A 19,168-nucleotide genomic window follows, 5' to 3' on the forward strand; every position below is an offset into this window, starting at 1 on the left:
GCCCGGTGCTATCTGAACGCCCTGGCCCGCCGCGAAGCGACTGGCCAGGGCGGCGCGTTACTCAGCCCGCCAGAAGTTGCCGTCCACGGCCTACCGCCGCCAGCACCTGAGCCGGTGCGGTGCCGCCGATATGGTCGCGGGCATTGACCGAGCCTTCCAGAGTCAGCACTTCGAATACATCCTCGCCGATCTGGTCGCTGAAGCGGCGCAGCTCATCCAGGCTCATCTCGGCCAGATCCTTGCCGCTGTCCACTCCGTATTTCACCGCGTGGCCGACGATCTCGTGGCAGTCGCGGAACGGGATGCCCTTGCGCACCAGGTAGTCAGCCAGGTCGGTAGCGGTGGAGAAGCCACGCCGTGCCGCCTCGCGCATCACGTCCACGCGCGGCTTGATCGCCGGGATCATGTCGGCGAAGGCGCGCAAGCTGTCGCGCAGAGTGTCGACCGCATCGAACAGCGGTTCCTTGTCTTCCTGATTGTCCTTGTTGTAGGCCAGTGGCTGGCTCTTCATCAGAGTCAGCAGGCCCATCAGGTGGCCGTAAACCCGGCCGGATTTGCCGCGTACCAGCTCCGGCACATCGGGATTTTTCTTCTGCGGCATGATCGAAGAGCCGGTGCAGAAGCGGTCGGGCAGTTCGATGAAGTTGAACTGGGCGCTGGTCCATAGCACCAGCTCTTCGGAGAAGCGCGACAGGTGCATCATCGCCAGGGCAGCAGCGGCGCAGAATTCGATGGCAAAATCGCGGTCGGAAACGCCGTCCAGCGAGTTGCCCGAGACAGCCTCAAAACCCAGCAGTTCGCAGGTGATGCTGCGATCAATCGGGTAGGTGGTGCCGGCCAATGCCGCCGAGCCCAGCGGCATGCGGTTGACCCGCTTGCGGCAGTCCTGCAGGCGCTCACGGTCGCGCTGGAGCATTTCGAACCAGGCCAGCAGGTGGTGGCCGAAAGTGACCGGTTGAGCGGTTTGCAGATGAGTGAAGCCGGGCATGATCACTGCCGCGTGCTGCTCGGCCTGATCCAGCAGGCCGCGCTGCAGGCGTTCGAGCTCGGTGACGATGACATCAATTTCTTCGCGCAGCCACAAACGGATATCAGTGGCGACCTGGTCGTTGCGCGAACGGCCGGTGTGCAGTTTTTTGCCGGTGATGCCGATACGCGCGGTCAGGCGCGCCTCGATGTTCATGTGCACGTCTTCCAGATCCACCCGCCAGTCGAACTGCCCGGCCTCGATCTCGGCCTGAATCTCGGTCAGCCCGTCGATGATCGCGTTGCGCTCGGCTTCGCTCAGCACGCCAACCTTGCAAAGCATGGTTGCATGGGCGATCGAGCCCTGGATGTCGTGTTTGTACAGGCGTTGATCGAAGTCCACCGAGGCGGTGAAACGGGCGACGAAGGCGTCGACCGGCTCGCTGAAGCGGCCGCCCCAGGATTGGTTGGTTGTCTTGTCTTGGCTCATGTCCGGAAGATCCCGCATTACACTGGATGAAAGCGCCATAGCATACCACTTCAGGCTTGCGCGAGGGCGCCCGGCTGGCGGACACTGCGCGAATGGCGAACGGATTCTGGAAACTGCTCAAACAGCCCTATGTCGGGGAGGATTTTTTCCTCCCCGATCTGTGCTCATCTTTGGCGGTCTTCACCCTGGTGGTGCTGGCCGAGCTGGTGGTGCTGTTGTGGGTGCTGGCGCAACCGGCAACCGGTGGTTTCGACTGGCTTGGATTGGCCATGGCTTCGCTGTTCGTGCAATGGATAGTGCTGTTGTCGGCGGCGGTACTGTGCCGGCTGCGCGGCTGGATGCAGCGCCGGGCTCTGGGGCTGGCGATTGCGGTCTGTTATGCGGTGGTCATTGGTCTGACCCTTGCGTTTACCATTCTTGGCGAGTGGCTGCAGCAGGGCATGCTCGGCCCATTGCGCTGGCAGCCCGAGCAATTGCTGCGCCATGGCGTGATTGCACTGATCATGACCAGCCTGCTGCTACGCTACTTTTACCTGCAACAGCAGTGGCAGCGCCAGAACCAGGCCGAGACCCGGGCCCGGTTGCAGGCGCTGCAATCGCGTATTCGCCCGCATTTCCTGTTTAACAGTCTGAACAGCATTGTCAGTCTGATTGACTCTGACCCACGCAAGGCGGAAAACGCAGTGCTGGATCTGTCCGATCTGTTCCGGGCCAATCTGTCCGACGCCGACGGGCTGGCCGACTGGGCGGCTGAGCGGCGGCTGTGCGAAGGCTACTTGCGTATCGAACAATATCGCCTGGGTGACCGGCTCAAGGTGGACTGGCAGGTCGAGCAACTGCCGCCGGACACCCCCATGCCTCTACTGACTCTGCAGCCGCTGCTGGAGAACGCTATCCTGCATGGCTTGCAGCCCAGCGTCAGCGGTGGCGATATCAGGATCAGCGGCCACTGGCATGACGGACAGGTCGAACTGGAAGTCTCAAACAGTTGTCCATTACAGGATGACAGCCATCAGGGGGCGCGGATGGCGCTGGATAATATCCGGGCCCGATTGGTGGCGCTGTTTGGCGCATCGGCGCGGGTTGAAGCCTGGCGCCAAGGGCCGCGCTTCTTTAGTAAGCTGGTCTATGCTTGTAAGCAACCCTCTCATTTATCGCAGAGAAGTCACTGAGGCATGAAAGTACTGATCGCCGATGATGAACCCCTGGCCCGTGAACGGCTGGCTCGCCTGGTGTCGGCCATGCCGGGCTACAGTGCTTTGCCGGATATGGCTTGTAATGGTCATGAGGTGCTGCAACTGGTTTGCGAACAGCACCCGGACATCGTTTTGCTGGATATTCGCATGCCCGGACTCGATGGCCTGCAGGTGGCCGCCCGGCTATGTGAGCTCAATGACGCACCCGCGGTGGTGTTCTGTACCGCTCATGGTGAGTACGCGCTTGAGGCATTTAATGTCAGTGCTGTGGGCTATCTGCTCAAGCCCGTGCGCAGTGAGGCGCTGGCTGAGGCGCTGGCCAAGGCGCAGAAGCTCAATCGCATGCAACTGGCCAGTCTTGGCAAGTCCAACGGCTTGGCCGAGGAAGGACTGGTGCGCAGTCATATCAGCGCCCGCACCCGCAAGGGCGTGGAGTTGGTGCCGATCGAGGATGTGTTGTACTTCATTGCCGACCACAAATACGTCACTCTGCGTCACAGCGGTGGTGAAGTGCTGCTGGACGAGCCGCTCAAGGCCCTTGAAGAAGAGTTTGGCGATTATTTTGTCCGGATTCATCGCAATGCGCTGGTGGCCCGTGCCCGGATCGAGCGTTTGCAGCGCAGTGCCGTTGGCCACTTTCATCTGTATCTCAAGGGCTTGCCCGAGGAAACCCTGACGGTCAGTCGCCGGCATGTGCCCGGGGTTCGCAAGTTGATGGAGAAGCTGTGAGATCTCTGCGGCAACCGCCCGCGTGGATGCAGGGCAGGGCATGGCGTATCATGCCCCTTGGCTTTGAATGAGAATCCCATGACTCGACATCTGCGAATTGCCACCCGCAAGAGCGCCCTGGCCCTGTGGCAGGCCGAATACGTCAAGGCGCGCCTGGAACAACTGCATCCTGAGCTGAGTGTCAGCCTGGTCCCCATGGTCAGTCGGGGTGATAAGCTGCTGGACTCCCCGCTGGCCAAGATCGGCGGCAAGGGACTGTTCGTCAAGGAGCTGGAAACCGCCATGCTTGAGGGTGAGGCGGATCTGGCTGTGCATTCGATGAAGGATGTGCCCATGGCGTTCCCCGAGGGGTTGGGCCTGTATGTCATCTGTGAGCGTGAAGACCCGCGGGACGCCTTCGTTTCCAACCATTTTGACAGTCTGGACAGCCTGCCTGAGGGCAGCGTGGTCGGTACTTCCAGTCTGCGCCGGCAGGCGCAGTTGATGGCCCGCCGCCCGGACCTGGCGGTGCGCTTTCTGCGCGGCAACGTCAACACCCGGCTGGCCAAGCTGGATGCCGGCGAGTACGACGCCATTATCCTCGCCGCCGCCGGGCTGATGCGCCTGGGCTTCGAGCAACGCATTCGCTACGCCATGCCGCCGGAAGAGAGTCTGCCGGCCGGTGGCCAGGGCGCGGTCGGCATCGAGTGCCGCAGCGATGATCTCGAACTGCAGGCGCTGCTGGCGCCGCTCAATGATCAGGACAGCGCCCTACGGGTGCGTGCTGAGCGGGCGCTGAACCGGCGTTTGAATGGTGGCTGCCAGGTGCCGATTGCCTGTTATGCCGAGCGCGCCAATGGCCAGCTCTGGCTGCGTGGGCTGGTTGGCGACCCGGATGGCAAGCAACTGCTGCGCGCCGAGGCTCGCGGCGATGAGCAGGATCCCGAAGCGCTGGGTGTGGCGGTTGCCGAGCAATTGCTGGCCCAAGGGGCCCAGGCGATTCTGGACGCGGTTTACGCGCAGTGACGCCATTGGTTCTGCTGACCCGGGCCGAGGCGGATAACCAGCGCCTGGCCGGTCAGCTTGAGCAGCGAGGGATCAGTAGTCTGAGCATGCCTTTGCTGCATATAGAACCAGAACCGGAAACTCCGGAGCAGCGCAGTCTGATGCTGGAACTGGATCGTTATCGGGCAGTCATGGTAGTCAGCCCGGTGGCCGCCCGGCTGGGGCTGGAGCGCCTGGATCGCTACTGGCCCCAGGTGCCGGTCGGGATCGACTGGTTTGCCGTAGGCGCTGCGACGGCTGCCGAGCTTGAGGCCTATGGCCTGCGTGTGCATATTCCGCAGGACGGCCAGGACAGCGAAGCCCTGATGCGTCTGGCGCCGTGGCGTGCGGTCTTGGCCGCGCCTGAGCCGCGGCTGCTGATCTGGCGCGGCGTTGGTGGCCGTGAGTTGTTGGCCGGCGAGGTGCGTGCGGCAGGCGGAACGGTGGATTACCTGGAGCTGTATCGGCGTTTGCCTGTACCGGACTTGCCCCGCCAATTGGCGGCTGCGACGGCGGCCGGTGTGCGGGGAATACTGATATTGAGCGTCCAGGCGCTGGAGTTCTGGCATCAGGCTGCCGGTGCAACCTGGGCAGAGCAGCGCCATTGGCGCTGCTGGGTGCCGGGCGCGCGGGTGGCCGAACGGGCCAGGGCCCTGGGCTGTGATGATGTGATTGTGTGCCATGGCGCGGATGATGCGGCGGTGGTAGCGGCGTTGGCTGCTCATCCGCTGGGCTGAAATAGGGGAACAGCGTGGAACCGACTGATCAGAACAACAGGGAAACCCGGGAAGGGGGGCAGCCGGACGAGCCGGTGGCCAAAACGACAGCCCCGGTAGCCGGCGCAGGCAAGGCCGAACCGCCTAAAACGTCACCCAAGCCTGTCGCCAGTGAGCGCAAGAGTGGACGCGGGTTGGGCATGCTGGCCCTGCTGGTAGCGTTGGCGGCCCTGGGGCTGAGCGCCTGGCACTGGTATCAGACTCAGGCTTTCATGGCTGAGCAGGTGGCGGTGGATGCGCAGCTTGAGCGTCTGGCTGAACTTCAGCAACACAATGAGCAGGTGTTGGCCAGCCGGTTGGAAGGCCTTCCGCAAGCGGCCGACTGGCAGCGATCTGAGCGTCTGCTGGCTGATCTGCAGCGTAGTCAGCAAGCACTGAGCCAGCGTCTGGAGACCTTGCAGGGTGACGCACGGGCCGACTGGAAACTGGCTGAAGCCGAGTTTCTCCTGCGTCTGGCGTCGTTGCGCCTGTTGGCCACTCAGGATGTAGCTTCGGCCCGTGAGTTGCTGACGGCGGTTGATGCAATCCTGCAAAGTCAGCCTGATAGCGGCGTGTTCGCCGTGCGCGAGCAACTGGCCGGTTATCAGGCCCAGCTCGATGCTTTGCCAGTGCTTGACCGTCCGGGGTTGTTCCTGCGCCTGAGTGCTCTGCGTGATCAGGTCGGCCGGCTGGTCGCGCTCCCGGTACCGGTGTTCGACCCGGATGAGGTCACCGTGGAAGACGAGTATGAAGACCGACTGGCCCGGCGCGACCGCTGGGAGCGGGTGTTGATGCGTCTGGAACGTTATGTGCGGGTCGATTTCCAACGCGGCAAGGTGATCACTCCGCTACTCGACGAAGCCGAGATGCAGCGGGTGCAGCGTACTCTGCAGCTGACCCTAGAGCTGGCCCAGTGGGCCGCGCTGCGCGGCGAGAGTCAGGTTTATCGCAATAGTTTGGAGCGGGCCGACGCCATCCTGCAGCAGTTCTTTGAGCTGGATAACCCCCAGGTGCGGGCGATGCAGGGCCAGTTGGCTGGCCTGATCGATGTGCCAGTTGGTATCGAGCCGCCTGACCTGGCGCCACTGCAGCAGGGGCTGGCGGCCTACATTCAGAGTCGCCGTAGTCTGCCGACTGGTAACGCGGAGGCTGACTGATGAGCAAGAGCTATCTGGCAGTCCTGGCGGTCCTGCTGGTCGCCGCGCTGCTGGGCATGGCAGTGGCTGAAGATCCTGGCTATCTGCTGATCGCCTGGCGCAACATGTCGATTGAGACCAGTATCTGGGTTGGGGTCGGTTTTCTGCTGGCGCTGTGGTTGCTGTACGGTCTGCTGCGGGCTCTGGTTCGCCTGCTCAATGCCTCTGGCCGGCGAATCAATCCCTGGTCACGCCGCAACCGCCAGCGTCGGGCCAACGAGGTCGCTACCCGGGGTTTGCTGGAGTTCGCCGAGGGCCACTGGGCGACTGCCTTACGTCTGCTCAAGCGTTCGGCTCCGCAGGCCGAGTTGCCGTTGATCAATTATCTGGCCGCCGCCCGGGCTGCGCATGAAATGGAAGATTATGCCGAGTGCGACAGCCTGCTGCGCGAAGCCTACGAAAGCAATCCCAAGGCCGATGTGGCGATCGCGGTAACCCAGGCTCAACTGCAGATTGCCCGTGGTCAGTTGGAGCAGGCTCTGGCTACCCTGACCCGGCTGCGCAAGCAGCATCCCAAGCATCTTTATGCCCTGAAGCTGATGAGTCAGCTCTACCTGCGGCTTGAGGACTGGGACCGGCTTGAGCAGTTGTTGCCGGACCTGCGCCGGCACAAGGTGCTTAAGGCTACTGATCAGCAGGCACTGGAACATCAGGTTTACGTCGCCTTGCTGAGCCAGGCCGGTCAGCGTAGCCGTCAATTGGATGCCGGTCAGTCCAGTCCGCTCAGCCAGGTCTGGGAGAAGCTGTCCAGGGAGTTGCGTCAGGACCCGGCGCTGATTGAGGCCTATGCTCTGCAACTGCGTGCAATCGGGGCAGAGGCGCAAGCTGAGGAACTGCTGCGCGAGAGTCTGCGCCAGCATTATCACGACCGGCTGGTACACCTTTATGGTTTGATCCAGGGTAAAGATCCTGCACGGCAGTTGGCTGGGGCTGAGCGCTGGTTGGCCGAACACCCGCATAATCCGACCCTGTTGCTGGCGCTTGGCCGCCTGGCCCTGCGTAACAGCCTGTGGGGCAAGGCTCGAGAGTATCTGGAGGCCAGCTTTGCCAGTCGCAAGGATATTCAGACCTGCGCCGAGCTGGCGCGCATGCTGGAGCATATCGGTGAGCACCAGGCCAGTCAGCGTACGCTGCAGGAGGGCTTTGAGCTGATGCTGCACGATCTGCCGCAACTGCCTACGCCCAAGTCGCGTTCGGCCTAAAGTTGACGGTCCAGCTTGTCTCGGGCGGCGCGGCCGGCCTGGGTGTTGTTGAAGCAGACATGCAGGCTCAACTCACCCAGTAGTCGGGGGTGAAACTGTAACTGGTCTCGGGCCCGGCGCAGGCTTGGTAGCTGATTCTGCCAGTGCCGCATGACCTCACGATCGACCACTACCAAATCAACTCGCCGATACAGTAACTTGAGCAGGTTGATCTGGTCGTTGACCCCTTCTTCGACCTGTAGCAGGCCTGCCGCGACCTGCTGATCAAAGGCCGGGGTTTGGTGATAACCGCTGACCACGCCGATCCGGTAGGGGCTTAGATCCTCCAGCGTTTCCCAGTGCAGGGCCTGGTCACTATGGTAGGCCAGGCCCAGCGAGCTGGTACCCAGAGCCTTGGAGTACAGGCAGTCAGAATTCGGGGACAGGTATTCGGGATAGTAGCCCAGGTAGTGGGGGTCTTCGGTCGCCTGCTTTACCGCCCGGTTCCAGGGCAGGAAACGAACTGCCAGATCAAGGTCATAGTTGGCCAGCGCTTGGCGAATCCGGCTGGTGATGCTGCCCTGGCCAGGCAGAGACTCGGCGCTGTACGGTGGCCAGTTCAGGCTGGTCAGGTTCAACTGGTTGCCCTGGGCCAGAAGGCCAGGACTCAGGCCCAGCATCAGAAGCAGCAGAGGCAATGATCTGATCAGGCGCATGCGTTGTCAGTCTGTCCGTATACTGTCAAATGGCGTGGGCTTCCCAAATGGTGGAAAGAGTTTGTGGCTTTATAGTGCGACCTAAAAGTTGGTTTGGTGAAGCCCTGATGGAGAATTAATTCGCTTTTGGTCTTTCAATGACCTCTTGGTGCATAAGCGAACACGTCTGCGTGCATGCGTTCGGCAGGCATTCCGGCAGCCACCAGAGCGTCGAGCGTGGCATAGACCATCACTGGTGAGCCGCTCACATAGAACTCGTAATCGGCCAGGTCTGCCAGGTCTTCGCAGACGGCCTGGTGCAGCATGCCCTGGCGTCCGGGCCAGTCCGGCTGGTCGCTAACCACCTGCTCCAGATACAAGTTGGGATGCGCTCGCCACTGTTCCCAATAGGGGGCTTGATACAAGTCGGCGGTCTTGCGCACTCCCCAGTACAGATGGATCGGGTGTTCAAAGCCGCGGTTCAGAGCATCCTGGATCAGGCTTTGCATTTGTGCCAACCCGGTGCCAGCGGCAATCAGTACCAGTGGGCGGTTGGGCAGCTCCAGTAGGTGGCAGTTGCCAAAGGGAACCTTGACCCGGGCCAGACGCTGTTGCTGCAACTGTTCTATCAGTTGCTGGGCCGAAGCTTCCCGGCTCAGGATGTGCAACTCCAGCAGCCGTGGTTCCGATGGTGCGGAGGCGATGGAGAAGGCTGAGGCCTCGCCGTCGTCGCGCTCGAGTAGCAGATACTGGCCGGCATGGTAGTGCAGGGGTTTGCCGGCCGGGGTGCGCAGGCGCACGCGCCAGACATCGCCGCCGAGTTCCTGGAGCTCTTCGAGCTGACAAGCCAGGCTGCGCAGTGGCAGCTCGCCGGGGGCCAGGACGCCTTCCCAGTGCAGTTCGCAGTCTTCCAATGGCTCGGCCAGGCAGGTGAAGAGTTCACCTTGGGCAAGCTGTGAGTCGCCCTGGCGCACCCGGCCGCTGATCAGGTTGGCGGCGCAGATGTGGCAGTTGCCATTGCGACAGCTTTGCGGTGCATCAAAACCCAGACGCCGCGCCGCATCAATGATGCGCTCGCCGGGTTGTAGTTCCAGTACGTGCCCCGAGGGTTGCAGGGTTACTTTCATCAATCGATTCCCAGCTCGGCCCAGAGTGCGTCGATTCGTTGCACCACGGTGGGGTCCTGGGCAATGGCTACACCCCATTCGCGGGTGGTTTCGCCGGGCCACTTGTTGGTGGCATCCAGACCCATTTTGCTCCCCAGGCCAGAAATTGGCGAGGCGAAATCCAGGTAGTCGATCGGGGTGTTGTCGATCATCACCGTGTCGCGCTTGGGGTCCATGCGGGTGGTGATGGCCCAGATCACATCGTGCCAGTCGCGGGTGTTGATGTCGTCATCGACCACGATTACGAACTTGGTATACATGAACTGGCGCAGGAAACTCCAAACTCCGAGCATGACCCGCTTAGCGTGACCCGGATACTGCTTCTTCATTGACACCACCGCCATCCGGTAGGAGCAGCCTTCCGGCGGCAGGTAGAAGTCGGTGATCTCCGGGAACTGCTTCTGCAAGATGGGAACGAACACCTCGTTCAGGGCCACGCCGAGGATCGCTGGCTCATCCGGCGGGCGGCCGGTGTAGGTGCTGTGGTAGATCGGTTTTTCGCGGCGGGTGATGCGCTCAACGGTGAACACCGGAAAACTGTCGACTTCGTTGTAATAGCCGGTATGGTCGCCGAACGGGCCTTCCTCGGCCATCTCGTCCGGGTGGATCACCCCTTCGAGGATGATTTCGGCACTGGCCGGTACTTGCAGCTCACTGCCCCGGCACTTGACCAGTTCGGTGCGCTGGCCACGCAGCAGGCCGGCAAAGGCGTATTCGGACAGGCTGTCGGGCACCGGGGTGACCGCGCCGAGAATGGTTGCCGGATCGGCGCCCAATGCGACCGCGACCGGAAACGGCTGACCGGGGTGCTTTTGCTGCCACTCGCGAAAATCCAGAGCGCCACCGCGATGGCTGAGCCAGCGCATGATGACCTTATTGCGACCGATCACCTGCTGGCGGTAGATGCCCATGTTCTGCCGCTCCTTGTGCGGTCCCTTGGTGACGACCAGGCCCCAGGTGATCAGCGGGCCGGCATCGCCTGGCCAGCAGGTCTGCACTGGAATGCGACCTAGATCAACGTCATCGCCTTCTTCGATTACCGCCTGGCAGGGGGCATCACGCACCACCTTGGGCGCCATGGACAGGACTTTCTTGAAGATTGGCAGTTTCGACCAGGCGTCCTTCAGGCCCTTGGGCGGGTCGGGTTCCTTGAGAAACGCCAGCAGCTTGCCGATCTCACGCAGTTCGCTAACGTCGCTGGCACCCATGCCCATGGCTACCCGCCCGGGGGTACCGAACAGGTTGCCAAGTACAGGCATGTCGAAGCCGATGGGGTTTTCGAACAGCAGGGCCGGGCCGGCCTTGCGCAGGGTGCGGTCGCAGATCTCGGTCATCTCCAGCACCGGTGAAACCGGGGTCTGGATGCGTTTCAGTTCACCGGCCTTTTCCAGGCCCTTGATGAAATCGCGCAGGTCGGAATATTGCATCTCAGCTTCAAGCCTCAAGCGGCAAGCTGCAAGCAGTCCGTGGATCGCTCCAGCTTGGGGGTGGTCAGATGCGCATTATGCCGGTAAAGCGGTCTGCCGGGTGGCAGAAAGTGCAACAGGCTGCAAGTGCGGTTAACACCTGCAGCCTGTGACTGGGCGTACAGCTTAGTTTTTACTGCGCTTCATCGACTGGAAGAACTCGTCGTTGGTCTTGGTGTCTTTCAGACGGTCGAGGAGGAATTCGATGGCGGCGATTTCATCCATGGAGTGCAGGATCTTGCGCAGAATCCACATCCGTTGCAGTTCGTCGTCGCTGGTCAGCAGTTCTTCGCGGCGGGTGCCCGAGCGGTTGATGTTGATCGCCGGGAATACGCGTTTCTCGGCAATCTTGCGATCCAGGTGGATCTCCATGTTGCCGGTGCCCTTGAATTCTTCGTAGATCACTTCGTCCATCTTCGAGCCGGTATCGACCAGCGCGGTGGCGATGATGGTCAGGCTGCCGCCTTCCTCGATGTTACGCGCGGCACCGAAGAAGCGCTTGGGCTTTTCCAGGGCGTGAGCGTCGACACCACCGGTCAGGACCTTGCCGGAGCTCGGGATCACGGTGTTGTAGGCGCGGGCCAGACGGGTAATGGAGTCGAGCAGGATGATCACGTCTTTCTTGTGCTCGACCAGGCGTTTGGCTTTCTCGATTACCATCTCGGCAACCTGGACGTGGCGGCTCGGCGGCTCGTCGAAGGTTGAGGCGACCACTTCGCCGCGCACGGTGCGTTGCATCTCGGTCACTTCTTCCGGGCGCTCGTCGATCAGCAGTACGATCAGGTGGCATTCGGGGTTGTTGCGTGCGATGTTCGAAGCAATGTTCTGCAGCATCAGCGTCTTACCGGCCTTCGGCGGGGCTACCAGCAGGCCGCGTTGGCCTTTGCCGATCGGGGCGCACAGATCGATGATGCGTGCCATCAGGTCTTCAGTTGAGCCGTTGCCGGCTTCCATCTTCAGCCGTTCGTCCGGGAACAGTGGGGTCAGGTTCTCGAACAGGACCTTGTTCTTGGTGTTTTCCGGCCTGTCGAAGTTGATCGAGTCAACTTTGAGCAGAGCGAAGTAGCGTTCACCATCCTTGGGAGGGCGAATCTTGCCGGAAATGGTGTCACCAGTGCGGAGGTTGAAGCGGCGGATTTGGCTGGGAGAAACGTAGATGTCGTCGGGGCCGGCGAGGTAGGAGGAGTCGGCCGAGCGGAGAAAACCAAAACCATCCTGCAGAATTTCCAAAACGCCATCGCCGTGAATATCTTCGCCGCTCTTGGCGTGCTTCTTGAGTATGGCGAAGATCACATCCTGCTTGCGTGATCGGCCCATGTTTTCAAGGCCCATCTGGTCGGCGATTTCAAGCAGTTCGGAAATGGGTTTTTGTTTGAGTTCAGTCAGATTCATAGGGTCGGTTAAATAGTGAGTTTTCGGCAGGACGGGTTTGTCCGAAGTCGCCCAGGTGAATGGGGGACAGTGATTCAAAGGATGCTAAGTAGGGAAGCCACAGCCGCAGGGAGCGGCAAGGGATTGGGCAAATCTAACACTGCCAGGCGACGACGTCCAGCCTGTATGCATAATCCCCGGCCGAAGCCGGGGAGAAGCGGGTCACAGATTGCTGTCGAGGAACGCAGCCAGCTGTGACTTGGACAGGGCGCCGACCTTGGTAGCTTCGACATTGCCGTCCTTGAACAGCATCAGAGTCGGGATGCCACGCACGCCGTACTTGGGCGGGGTATCGGTGTTTTCGTCGATGTTCAGCTTGCAGATTTTCAGCTTGCCTTCGTAATCCTTGGCGATTTCGTCAAGGACCGGTGCGATCATCTTGCACGGGCCACACCACTCTGCCCAGTAGTCGACTAGTACCGGGGCGTCGGACTTGAGGACTTCGGCCTCAAAGCTGCCGTCGGTGACATGCACGATCAAATCACTCATGTGTCTCTCCAAGGGAAATAAGGGTTGGAATGGCGTGCATCATAGCACCACCGTGCGGCCAAGCGGAAGGCGAGTCGGTTTGCCGCAGCGAGTGGGCAAAGGCGCGGGTTGCAGTGTTAGAATCCGGACAGACTTTTCAAGGGACATTGGTATGGCACAGACAGAACTGGCCGACTTTCCATTGATCGCCGCAATTGACCTGGGCTCCAACAGTTTCCACATGGTGCTGGCCAGGGTTGATCACGGCGAGATCCGAATTCTTGAGCGCCGCGGGGAAAAGGTCCAACTGGCCGCCGGGCTCAATGAGCTGGGCGAACTGAGTGAAGAGGCGATGCAGCGTGGGCTGGATTGTTTACGCCGTTTCGCCCAGTTGATCAGCGGCCTGCCCGATGGTGCGGTACGGATCGTCGGTACCAATGCCCTGCGTGAGGCGCGCAACCGGGCTCAGTTTATTCGTCAGGTGCGGCAGATTCTCGGTCATCGGGCTGAGGTGATTTCCGGGCGCGAAGAGGCGCGGCTGATTTATCTGGGGGTTTCGCACACCCTGGCCGATGATGCCGGCAAGCGCCTGGTAGTCGATATCGGTGGTGGCAGTACCGAGTTCATCGTTGGTGAGCGCTTTGAGTCGCTGCTGCGTGAAAGTCTGCATATGGGCTGTGTGTCCTACAGCCGTGACTTCTTTGCCGACGGGCGGATTTCAGCTGCCCGTTACGCCCAGGCCTATACCGCCGCGCGCCTGGAGCTGATGAATATCGAACAGGCCATCAGCCGTCTGGGCTGGCAGGAGGCGGTCGGCGCATCTGGGACCATTCGTGCCGTGGGCTTGTGCATTCAGGCGGCCGGGCGTGGTCAGGGCGAGGTAACGCTTGAGGGTTTGCAATGGCTCAAGCGCAAGGTACTCAAGGCCAGCCATGTCGACAAGCTGGAGCTGGATGGGCTCAAGCCAGATCGGCGGCCGATTCTGCCGGCCGGTCTGGCGATCCTTGAAGCCCTGTTTGACGCTCTGGGGGTACAAAGCATGACACATTCAGAAGGGGCGTTGCGTGAGGGCGTGCTGTACGACCTGATAGGCCGCCACCAACACGAGGATGTGCGTGAGCGAACCCTGAATGCGCTGGTCGAACGTTGTCATGTCGATCTGGAACAAGCAGCCCGGGTCGAGGCCAAGGCCATCAGCTTGCTGGGTAAGGTCAACGGGGCCTGGGGACCGTTCGATGCCAAGCAGGTCGAGCTGCTGCGTTGGGCTGCCCGGGTTCACGAAGTGGGGTTGGATATTGCCCACAATCAGTACCACAAGCACGGCGCCTATCTGATCGAGCATGCCGACCTGCCGGGATTTTCACGCCAGGACCAGCAGGCGCTGGCGTTACTGATCCGTGGTCAACGGCGCAATTTGCCATCGGCTGAGCGGCTGAGCGAGTTCGGCGATGACTCTGGCTGGCTGTTGCGGCTCTGTATGCTGCTGCGTCTGGCCATCCTCTATCACCACATCCGAGGCTTTCAGGATATGCCGGCCCTGACGGTCGAGGCCGGCGATGACTTCCTGATTCTGAACTTCCCGGACGGCTGGCTCGAGAGTAATCCCCTGACCCAGGCCGATTTCGCTCAAGAGGCCCAGTTCTGGGCCAAGATTGGTTATACGCTGACAGTGCGCTGAGGCGAGCTGGCCAGCTTTTCCAGCAGTGTCATCTGTGCACTGCGCGGATTCTGATTGCCGGTCGGGCTTGAACGCAGATAGCTGCCGTCAGGCTGCAGAATCCAGCTCTGGGTATTGTCGCTGAGAAACACCTGCAACTCCTGCTTGGCGCGGCTGACCAGTTTCTTGCCTTCCAGCGGGAAGCAGGTCTCCACCCGGTTATCCAGATTGCGTTCCATCATGTCGGCGCTCGATAACCAAACCTGCTCCTGGCCTTCATTGAGGAAGTAATAGACCCGGCTGTGCTCCAGGAACCGACCGATGATCGAACGGACCGTAATGTTGTTCGACACCCCGGGAATGCCCGGGCGCAGACAGCACATGCCACGCACGATCAGATCGACCTTGACCCCGGCCTGCGAGGCCTTGAACAGCGCCTTGATCACCTTGGCATCGGTCAGAGCGTTGACCTTGGCGATGATGTGCGCGGGCTTGCCGGCCTGGGCATTGAGGGTTTCGCGGTTGATCAGCTCAAGCAGTCGTTTCTTCAGGGTGAAGGGCGCCTGCAGCAGTTTCTTCATGCGCAGGGTCTTGCCCATGCCGATCAGCTGGTTGAATAGTTTGTGCACGTCTTCAGTCAGGGCCAGGTCTGAGGTCAGGATGCTGTAGTCGGTATACAGCCTGGCGTTGCCGGCGTGATAGTTGCCGGTGCCAAGATGGGCATAGCGGCACAGGGTTTTGTCCTCGCGGCGCAGGATCAGCATCATCTTGGCGTGGGTCTTGAAGCCGACCACGCCGTAGATCACTACCGCTCCAGCCTGCTGCAAGCGGCTGGCCAGTTGCAGGTTGGATTCCTCGTCAAAGCGTGCACGCAGCTCGATCACCACCGTGACTTCCTTGCCATTGCGTGCGGCATCGACCAGAGCGTTGACGATTTCCGAGTTGGCACCGGTGCGATACAGGGTCTGCTTGATTGCCAGTACGTTGGGATCCTGGGCGGCCTGGCGCAACAGATCGACCACCGGGCTGAACGATTCGTAGGGGTGCAGCAGCAGGATGTCCTGCTTGCTGATTGCCTGGAACAGGTTGTCGGCACTCGAGAGTAGCTTGGGAATCCCCGGGCTGAACGATGGGAATTGCAGATTGGTGTGGTTGGTCAGGCCGGTGATCGAGAATAGTCGGGTCAGGTTGACCGGGCCGTTGACCTCGTACAGCTCCGACTCGCTCAGACCGAACTGCCTGAGTAGAAAGTCTGTCAGCGGCTTGGGACAATTGTCAGCGACTTCCAGACGTACCGCATCGCCGTAGCGACGTGACAGCAGTTCGCCGCGCAGGGCCCGGGCCAGATCATCGACCTCGTCCGGGTCGACGATCAGGTCGGCGTTGCGGGTCAGACGGAACTGATAGCAGCCCAGCACCTTCATGCCGGGGAACAGGTCGTCAGCATGGTCGTGAATGATCGAGGACAGGAACACGAAGTTGTCACCGCCGTCGCACAGTTCGTCTGGCAAGCGGATCAGCCGTGGCAGTGAGCGCGGTGCCGGGATGATCGCCAACCCCGAGTCGCGGCCGAAGGCGTCCACGCCCTCGAGTTGAACGATGAAGTTCAGGCTCTTGTTGACCAGCAGCGGGAACGGATGGGTGGGGTCAAGGCCAATCGGGCTGATGATCGGAGCCACTTCCTGGCGGAAGTAGCGGCGGATCCACAGGGTCTGCTTGTGGGTCCACTGCCGCCGGCGCACGAAGCGAATGCCGTGTTCGGCCAGTTGCGGCAGCAGTACGTCGTTGAGCAGGGCGTACTGGCGGGCCACCTGCTGGTGGGCGATTTCGCTGATCTTGCTCAGTACCTGTTGCGGTTGCAGACCGTCGGGCCCGGTCTGCTCGCGGGCGAAGGTGATCTGCTTTTTCAGCCCGGCGACGCGGATTTCGAAGAACTCGTCGAGGTTGCTGGAAAAAATCAGCAGGAACTTCAGGCGCTCGAGCAGCGGATAGGATTCATCCAGTGCCTGCTCGAATACCCGGATATTGAACTGCAACTGCGACAGTTCACGATGGATATACAGCTCCGGGGCATTGATGTCGGCCGGGGTTACCGGTTCGACCGCTGCTGGGGCGGAAACACTGTGGACCACCCGGGCTGGCGCCTCACTGGTCTCTAGCTCACTGGTTGCAGCCAGTTCGTCCTGGTCAGTGGGTACGCTCTTGAGTTCCTGCATGACATCCTCGATAACTTGGGTTACTCGCGGTCGCGCAACTGGCGGGCCGCAGTCTTGGCAAAATAGGTCAGGATAGCGTCGGCCCCGGCGCGCTTGATCGCGGTCAGAGATTCGAGAATCACCGCTTCGCTGAGCCAGCCGTTGGCGATGGCGGCCTGGTGCATGGCGTATTCGCCGCTGACCTGATAGACGAAGGTCGGCACCTTGAAGGTGTTCTTGACCCGGTGAACGATATCCAGATAGGGCATGCCCGGCTTGACCATGACCATGTCGGCACCCTCGCTCAAATCCTGGGCCACTTCGTGCAGCGCTTCGTCGCTGTTGGCCGGGTCCATCTGGTAAGCCGCCTTGTTGCTCTTGCCGAGGTTGGCGGCTGAGCCGACTGCGTCACGGAACGGACCGTAGTAGGCGCTGGCATATTTGGCCGAGTAGGCCAGAATCCGGGTGTTGACGTGTCCGGCGGCTTCCAGGGCCTGGCGCATGGCGCCGACCCGGCCGTCCATCATGTCCGAGGGGGCAACAATGTCGGCGCCGGCTTCAGCATGCGAAAGCGCCTGTTTGACCAGTACCTCGACAGTGATGTCGTTAAGCACATAGCCGTTTTCATCAATGATGCCATCCTGGCCGTGGGTGGTGAACGGGTCCAGGGCCACGTCGGTGATAACCCCCAGTTCGGGGAAGTGGGCCTTGAGTTCGCGTACTGCGCGCTGAGCCAGACCGTCCGGGTTGTAGGCCTCGGCGGCATCCAGAGATTTGCGCTCCAGCGGTGTGACAGGAAACAGCGCTACGGCTGGGATTCCCAGTTTGACCAGTTCGGCGGCCTCTTCCAGCAGCAGATCAATCGACAGTCGCTCAACACCGGGCATAGAGGCTACTGCTTCGCGCTGATTGCGACCTTCAAGCACGAATACCGGGTAAATCAGGTCGTCGACACTCAGGCAAGTCTCGCGGACCAGGCGGCGGGTGAAGTCATCGCGGCGATTGCGACGCAGGCGGCTCAACGGAAACTGGCGGCTGGCTGGTTCGAAACTCACTGGAACTCCCGGGGTGTCACAGACACCTGTCTGGTTTACGTTATACGTCCAGATTATGACGGAATTGCGACAGCAAGCGTAAGGCCATCTGGTCCTCTTGGTCGGTGCTGGGATGGCGGGCGAGTTCGACCCGGTTGCGGCCCATTGCCTTGGCGCGATAAAGCGCCGCATCGGCAGCGGCCAGCAGCGTCTCGAAAGCGTAGCCATGATGTTCCGAGCAGGCCACGCCGAGGCTGATGCTCAGTGGCACCTCGTGGTCGGCCAGTTCCTGGGGCTGCAGGCCGACGCTGCGGCGGATGCGCTCGGCCACCTGACCGGCACTGTGCGTGTTCAGGCCGGGTAAGATCAGGGTGAATTCTTCGCCGCCAAAACGGCCGAGCAGGTCGTCGCTGCGTAATTGCTGACGGATGCGTGCGACCATATGACACAGCACTGCATCGCCGATCTGATGGCCGAATTGGTCATTGACCCGTTTGAAGTGGTCGGCGTCGAGCATGATCAGAGTAATCGGCTGCTGGGTTTGGCTGGCGTGTTCTAGCTGAGCCTGGGCCTGTTGCGAGAAGCTGCGGCGGTTGAGAGTGCCGGTCAGGGCGTCGCGTTCGGATAGTCGGCGCAGGTTCAGGGTGCTGCGATAGTGGCTCATCAGGATGAAGCCGCCGGCAATGCCGATCTGGGCCACCATCACGGCCAGCAGGGTCAGGTGCTGTAACGGGCTATCGGCCATCGGCTGGGCGGGCATGGCATCGTTGAGGCTGGCGATCGCCCGGACCATCAGACCAAAGCAACATAACAGGGTCAGAATACCGGTGAACCAGTAGGCGCCACGCAGGGGCGGTTCAACCTTGATCAGCAGTTCGCGGCTGCATAGCAGGCAGAGCAGGGCAAAACCCAGCGAGCTGACGCTGACCCGGGCAACCAGGCTGTCGATGGGAAAGCGCAGCAGCCAGAGCAGGAGCATCATCAGTAGTGCGCTGGCAATGGGCACGGCTCGGGGTTGGCTGAGACCTTTGAATGCGCGGATACCGAGCCAGATTATGCCCAGTCCGCCAGCCATCAGGCCATTGGCGAGGATGACCGACAGGCCGTGATGCAGGTAATCCTGATTGATGTTGAGCAGCAGGCCGAGCATCAAGGCGCTATTGCCCAACGCCCAATGCCGCAGTCCCTGCTGGTTGTCGGCATGCCAGGCGGCCATGCACAGCAGCAGGGTCATGCTCAGGGTGACCAGTGACAGGGTTATCGCCAGAGTGGTGATATCCAGTTCCACAGACATGCGGACACATCCTTGTCCGGAGCTAACCGGATCGCTGCAAGCGGCCAGGAGCTACAACCTATTCAGCCTAGTCGCTGAACGGTATTGGGGAAAGCGGCCTGGCGCCCTGTTGTTGGCAAAGTGTGCGGTGGTCTACAAAACGGCTGCATTCCACTACGCTCAAAGACTGCATGGGAGAGCGTTGGTTCGCCTGGATATAATGCTCGCCCTGTTTTTTGACCGGCGG

16 protein-coding genes are annotated in these 19,168 nt (G+C 61.2%); 7 read left to right on the plus strand and 9 right to left on the minus strand.

Annotated elements, in window-relative coordinates:
- Positions 1-61: 61 nt before the first annotated feature.
- On the minus strand, positions 62-1,456 hold the full coding sequence (argH, locus tag C2846_RS09510) for an argininosuccinate lyase (protein WP_080049246.1): 1,395 nt from the start codon (positions 1,454-1,456) through the stop codon (positions 62-64).
- 92 nt (positions 1,457-1,548) lie between these two features.
- Here argH and C2846_RS09515 point away from each other — a divergent pair, with 92 nt between their 5' ends.
- From C2846_RS09515 to C2846_RS09540, 6 genes are all read left to right on the plus strand, one after another.
- Positions 1,549-2,628 (plus strand): sensor histidine kinase, encoded by a 1,080-nt coding sequence (locus tag C2846_RS09515; protein ID WP_080049247.1) that lies wholly within the window; start codon positions 1,549-1,551, stop codon positions 2,626-2,628.
- Between the two features lie 3 nt (positions 2,629-2,631).
- Complete coding sequence (locus C2846_RS09520; protein ID WP_080049248.1) at positions 2,632-3,381, plus strand: LytR/AlgR family response regulator transcription factor; 750 nt, start codon at positions 2,632-2,634, stop codon at positions 3,379-3,381.
- 78 nt (positions 3,382-3,459) lie between these two features.
- Positions 3,460-4,386, plus strand: coding sequence for a hydroxymethylbilane synthase (gene hemC / locus C2846_RS09525; RefSeq protein WP_080049249.1), 927 nt, complete (start codon positions 3,460-3,462; stop codon positions 4,384-4,386).
- Entirely contained in the window at positions 4,383-5,141 is a 759-nt protein-coding gene (locus C2846_RS09530) for a uroporphyrinogen-III synthase (protein WP_231705577.1), read from the plus strand. The genes hemC and C2846_RS09530 overlap by 4 nt, the downstream gene beginning before the upstream one ends.
- A 14-nt stretch (positions 5,142-5,155) precedes the next feature.
- Positions 5,156-6,316 carry a uroporphyrinogen-III C-methyltransferase gene (locus tag C2846_RS09535; protein WP_080049250.1) on the plus strand — a complete coding sequence of 387 codons (1,161 nt, stop codon included), beginning with the start codon at positions 5,156-5,158 and terminating at the stop codon, positions 6,314-6,316.
- The gene (locus tag C2846_RS09540) at positions 6,316-7,557 is read left to right on the plus strand and encodes a heme biosynthesis HemY N-terminal domain-containing protein (RefSeq protein ID WP_080049251.1); all 1,242 of its coding nucleotides are present in this window, start codon (positions 6,316-6,318) and stop codon (positions 7,555-7,557) included. Before C2846_RS09535 ends, C2846_RS09540 begins: the two co-directional genes overlap by 1 nt.
- Here the strand turns inward: C2846_RS09540 and C2846_RS09545 are convergent.
- The 5 genes from C2846_RS09545 to trxA form a co-directional block, all read right to left on the minus strand.
- The gene (locus C2846_RS09545; protein ID WP_080049252.1) at positions 7,554-8,252 is read right to left on the minus strand and encodes a type 2 periplasmic-binding domain-containing protein; all 699 of its coding nucleotides are present in this window, start codon (positions 8,250-8,252) and stop codon (positions 7,554-7,556) included. The genes C2846_RS09540 and C2846_RS09545 overlap by 4 nt on opposite strands.
- 134 nt (positions 8,253-8,386) lie before the next feature.
- Positions 8,387-9,358 carry a CDP-6-deoxy-delta-3,4-glucoseen reductase gene (locus C2846_RS09550; protein ID WP_080049253.1) on the minus strand — a complete coding sequence of 324 codons (972 nt, stop codon included), beginning with the start codon at positions 9,356-9,358 and terminating at the stop codon, positions 8,387-8,389.
- The gene (gene ubiD / locus C2846_RS09555) at positions 9,358-10,824 is read right to left on the minus strand and encodes a 4-hydroxy-3-polyprenylbenzoate decarboxylase (RefSeq protein WP_080049254.1); all 1,467 of its coding nucleotides are present in this window, start codon (positions 10,822-10,824) and stop codon (positions 9,358-9,360) included. Before ubiD ends, C2846_RS09550 begins: the two co-directional genes overlap by 1 nt.
- 165 nt (positions 10,825-10,989) lie before the next feature.
- A complete protein-coding gene (gene rho, locus C2846_RS09560) occupies positions 10,990-12,255 on the minus strand; it encodes a transcription termination factor Rho (RefSeq protein WP_080049255.1) in 1,266 nt (421 codons plus the stop codon).
- A 201-nt stretch (positions 12,256-12,456) separates the two neighbouring features.
- Positions 12,457-12,783, minus strand: coding sequence for a thioredoxin TrxA (gene trxA, locus C2846_RS09565; RefSeq protein ID WP_080049256.1), 327 nt, complete (start codon positions 12,781-12,783; stop codon positions 12,457-12,459).
- A gap of 151 nt (positions 12,784-12,934) precedes the next feature.
- On the opposite strand from trxA, the gene ppx reads away from it, so the two are divergent.
- Positions 12,935-14,440 carry an exopolyphosphatase gene (gene ppx / locus C2846_RS09570; RefSeq protein ID WP_080049257.1) on the plus strand — a complete coding sequence of 502 codons (1,506 nt, stop codon included), beginning with the start codon at positions 12,935-12,937 and terminating at the stop codon, positions 14,438-14,440.
- Here the strand turns inward: ppx and ppk1 are convergent.
- From ppk1 to C2846_RS09585, 3 genes are read right to left on the minus strand one after another with little or no spacing between them, the layout of a single operon-like run.
- On the minus strand, positions 14,419-16,635 hold the full coding sequence (ppk1, locus tag C2846_RS09575) for a polyphosphate kinase 1 (RefSeq protein ID WP_080049258.1): 2,217 nt from the start codon (positions 16,633-16,635) through the stop codon (positions 14,419-14,421). The genes ppx and ppk1 overlap by 22 nt on opposite strands.
- A 20-nt stretch (positions 16,636-16,655) precedes the next feature.
- On the minus strand, positions 16,656-17,669 hold the full coding sequence (gene hemB, locus C2846_RS09580) for a porphobilinogen synthase (protein WP_080049259.1): 1,014 nt from the start codon (positions 17,667-17,669) through the stop codon (positions 16,656-16,658).
- Between the two features lie 40 nt (positions 17,670-17,709).
- Positions 17,710-18,942: a GGDEF domain-containing protein gene (locus C2846_RS09585; protein WP_119701332.1), complete on the minus strand. Its 1,233-nt coding sequence runs from the start codon at positions 18,940-18,942 to the stop codon at positions 17,710-17,712.
- Positions 18,943-19,168: the final 226 nt, after the last annotated feature.

Origin of the sequence: Pseudomonas jilinensis, from assembly GCF_003586265.1 — a bacterium.
Lineage (GTDB): Bacteria > Pseudomonadota > Gammaproteobacteria > Pseudomonadales > Pseudomonadaceae > Halopseudomonas > Halopseudomonas phragmitis.

Excerpts from the sequence above, each read along its gene's own strand:
- argH (WP_080049246.1), bottom strand. The coding sequence starts at position 1,456 with ATGAGCCAAGACAAGACAACCAACCAATCCTGGGGCGGCCGCTTCAGC.
- C2846_RS09515 (WP_080049247.1), top strand. The coding sequence starts at position 1,549 with ATGGCGAACGGATTCTGGAAACTGCTCAAACAGCCCTATGTCGGGGAG.
- C2846_RS09520 (WP_080049248.1), top strand. The coding sequence starts at position 2,632 with ATGAAAGTACTGATCGCCGATGATGAACCCCTGGCCCGTGAACGGCTG.
- hemC (WP_080049249.1), top strand. The coding sequence starts at position 3,460 with ATGACTCGACATCTGCGAATTGCCACCCGCAAGAGCGCCCTGGCCCTG.
- C2846_RS09540 (WP_080049251.1), top strand. The coding sequence starts at position 6,316 with ATGAGCAAGAGCTATCTGGCAGTCCTGGCGGTCCTGCTGGTCGCCGCG.
- C2846_RS09545 (WP_080049252.1), bottom strand. The coding sequence starts at position 8,252 with ATGCGCCTGATCAGATCATTGCCTCTGCTGCTTCTGATGCTGGGCCTG.
- C2846_RS09550 (WP_080049253.1), bottom strand. The coding sequence starts at position 9,358 with ATGAAAGTAACCCTGCAACCCTCGGGGCACGTACTGGAACTACAACCC.
- ubiD (WP_080049254.1), bottom strand. The coding sequence starts at position 10,824 with ATGCAATATTCCGACCTGCGCGATTTCATCAAGGGCCTGGAAAAGGCC.
- rho (WP_080049255.1), bottom strand. The coding sequence starts at position 12,255 with ATGAATCTGACTGAACTCAAACAAAAACCCATTTCCGAACTGCTTGAA.
- trxA (WP_080049256.1), bottom strand. The coding sequence starts at position 12,783 with ATGAGTGATTTGATCGTGCATGTCACCGACGGCAGCTTTGAGGCCGAA.
- ppx (WP_080049257.1), top strand. The coding sequence starts at position 12,935 with ATGGCACAGACAGAACTGGCCGACTTTCCATTGATCGCCGCAATTGAC.
- ppk1 (WP_080049258.1), bottom strand. The coding sequence starts at position 16,635 with ATGCAGGAACTCAAGAGCGTACCCACTGACCAGGACGAACTGGCTGCA.
- C2846_RS09585 (WP_119701332.1), bottom strand. The coding sequence starts at position 18,942 with ATGTCTGTGGAACTGGATATCACCACTCTGGCGATAACCCTGTCACTG.